Genomic DNA, 2,593 nt, shown 5'->3' on the forward strand with positions numbered 1-2,593 from the left:
GCCGCCACCATGGCCGCCTTGAAGGTCAAAAAGCTCAGCAACGAACTCCAGTTATCCCTCCTGTAGTGGCACGCTGACTAGGTCAACCTAGTCAAATCAACCACTTACAGCATTTGGTGTCGAACTCGGGTGCCCGACAATCTGTGGGTCTATCTGCAAAACTATGCGGCCAAGCACCGCGCAGCGGGCAATGGATTTGGCAATGGATTTGGCTATGGGCTGGCGCATAAAGATTCAGTCACACGTACCTTATCAGCGCGTTATCACAAGGATGGATCAGAAATTCTGGTATATCAGGGAGAGCAGAAAAATCCGCGCCGCCTGACCCCGCGTGAATGTGCGCGCCTGATGGGTACATGATCACACGAGTCTTGACAGGCTCTTATAGTGGGCTGAACAGTTACCATACTGGCTTCTGAATCACAGGGCAGTGTTGCATTTTACCAACATTGCCGTCGCATGTCACGCAACTGTAATATAGGATTGATACCATCGGTGCCGATGTGAATACAGTATCAATGTTGAAAATTTTTTCCTGCTGACTTCCCGGAGATTTAAATGCAATATAAATTTGTTGCTGCGGCACTGCTCGCATCAATTCCGTTCGCGGCTGTCGCGCAATCCAGCGTCACGATCTATGGGATCGCTGATGCCGCCGTAGCGGCCGAGAATGACGGCAGCAACAAGGTCGTGAAACTCAACAACGGCGGTCGGTCCAGCAGCCGTCTGGGCTTTCGCGGTACCGAAGATCTGGGAGGCGGCCTGAATGCCCTTTTCAATCTTGAGTCCGGCATCGATCTCACTACCGGACAAAGCTCTAGCACGTCTACTTTTTTTAATCGCCGTGCGATCGTCGGTCTCAAAGGCGGCTTCGGCACAGTGACGCTGGGCCGCGAGTACTCGCCGATCGATAGCTTGGCTAGCCCTTCCGACATTATGGAACTGAGCTTTGCTGGTGGCTCCCTGAGTGCGTTCGGTAGCGCCCGTAATCGTTTGACACGCCGTTTAGACAATTCGATCAATTACAAAACGCCGGCGTTCAACGGCTTGGTGGGCCGCCTCGCGTATGCCCTGGGCGAACAAGCCACGGGACCGTCGAAAGATTTGCTCGGCCTGGGGGTCGACTACTCAAATGGTTCGCTGTTCCTGGGCGCCGCCTACCAGACGTCCAAGCGCGTTGCCGCCGGCGACGACAAGGAGTACGCAGTTGGCGCCGGCTACAATTTCGGCGCGTTTGACGTGAAGGCAAACTATCTGGTCTCCGATCCGGACGGAGCAAACATCAAGTTCGAACAGTTCAACCTCGGCGCATCGGTTGGCTTGGGTAGCGGCCGCTTGTATGCCAACCTCCAGCAGAACAAGATCGAATCCGGCGCCAAGGGCAAGGGTTTTGCGGTTGCATATGCATATCCGCTGTCGAACCGGACCAGCCTGTATACCTCGTATGCCACGCTGCGCAACAACGCTATCGGCCAATTCGGTATGGAATCGTCGGGCACGAAGCTAGCGGCAGCGGCGCTCGGCACCGATCCATCGGTGTTTGCGGTCGGCGTGCGGCATTTGTTTTAACGGGTAAACCGTGCATCGATAAATCGATGCACTGAATGGGCGATTGCAGACCAATCGCTCTTCAGGATTTGGACGTGCTTGGCGATTTCGAACGCCAACACCGGTTATCGCGTCAACGGATAGGCGTTTTAACCGCATGAGGCCAAGTATCGCACCGCGGAAGCGCCATCAAGCCGGCTGAGACACTCGATTTTCCCGCCCAGGTGTCAGGTTCACCACCAGGGTTTGGCGTTCAGGAGAGTGATTTGCGGCGCTCGGCGTGTACCGGGCGCAGAGCCAGTTCGCGGTAAGTCAAAATCGCCGCTTTGTTCATTCACCAACTGATGGCCCCTCGTCGTTTCGTGTGGAAACCAACGGCGACAATCGGTGGTGGTCGTAGCGCCGTGTGGGCATGTGGGCAAGTCGCAGAGCGGCTTGTCCACATGCCCATGCGGCCTTGTAGTGCATGAACTGGAGGCTGTCTCGTGAGCGTTGGAGTTGAAACGCTGTTTACCAGCGCATTGGGTTTGGTTGCGCCGTGGGAGGTGGCCAAGGTGGATCTGGACACAGCCAAGCGGCGCATCGACTTTGAGGTGCGCTGCAACGCCAAGTTGCTCAGTTGCCCGCACTGCAACACCCCGGCGCAAGGCATCCATGACCGCCTTCGCCGCTCGTGGCGACACCTTGATTTTTTCCAGTTCGAAGCCTGGCTGCACGCCGATGTGCCGCGGGTGGCCTGCACTGGCTGCGGCAAGACCACGCAGGTGGGTGTGCCCTGGGCTCGCGAAGGCTCTGGCTTTACGGCGCTGTTTGAAGCCTTGGCGTTGTCGCTGTGCCGTGAGCTGCCGGTGCGGCAAGCCGCTGCACTGCTGCGTTGTGCCGACAAGCCCCTGTGGCGGCGCATTGAGTACTCCCGAGTTCGACACCAAATGCTGTAAGTGGTTGATTTGACTAGGTTGACCTAGTCAGCGTGCCACTACAGGAGGGATAACTGGAGTTCGTTGCTGAGCTTTTTGACCTTCAAGGCGGCCATGGTGGCGGCCTG

The 2,593-nt window shown here is 56.8% G+C and carries 1 protein-coding gene and 2 pseudogenes; all 3 read left to right on the forward strand.

Going from position 1 to position 2,593, the window contains the following annotated elements; genetic code table 11:
* Positions 1 to 141: 141 nt before the first annotated feature.
* A pseudogene (locus ABG80_RS21400) lies at positions 142 to 354 on the forward strand (DNA cytosine methyltransferase); the annotation flags it as partial.
* Positions 355 to 558: 204 nt separating this feature from the next.
* On the forward strand, positions 559 to 1,569 hold the full coding sequence (locus ABG80_RS09995) for a porin (RefSeq protein WP_058087553.1): 1,011 nt from the start codon (positions 559 to 561) through the stop codon (positions 1,567 to 1,569).
* A gap of 464 nt (positions 1,570 to 2,033) precedes the next feature.
* Positions 2,034 to 2,459 (forward strand): annotated as a pseudogene (locus ABG80_RS10000) (transposase family protein); the annotation flags it as partial.
* Positions 2,460 to 2,593: the final 134 nt, after the last annotated feature.

The sequence above is a fragment of the Aquabacterium parvum genome, from assembly GCF_001447195.1.
Taxonomy (GTDB): Bacteria; Pseudomonadota; Gammaproteobacteria; order Burkholderiales; family Burkholderiaceae_C; genus Aquabacterium; species Aquabacterium parvum.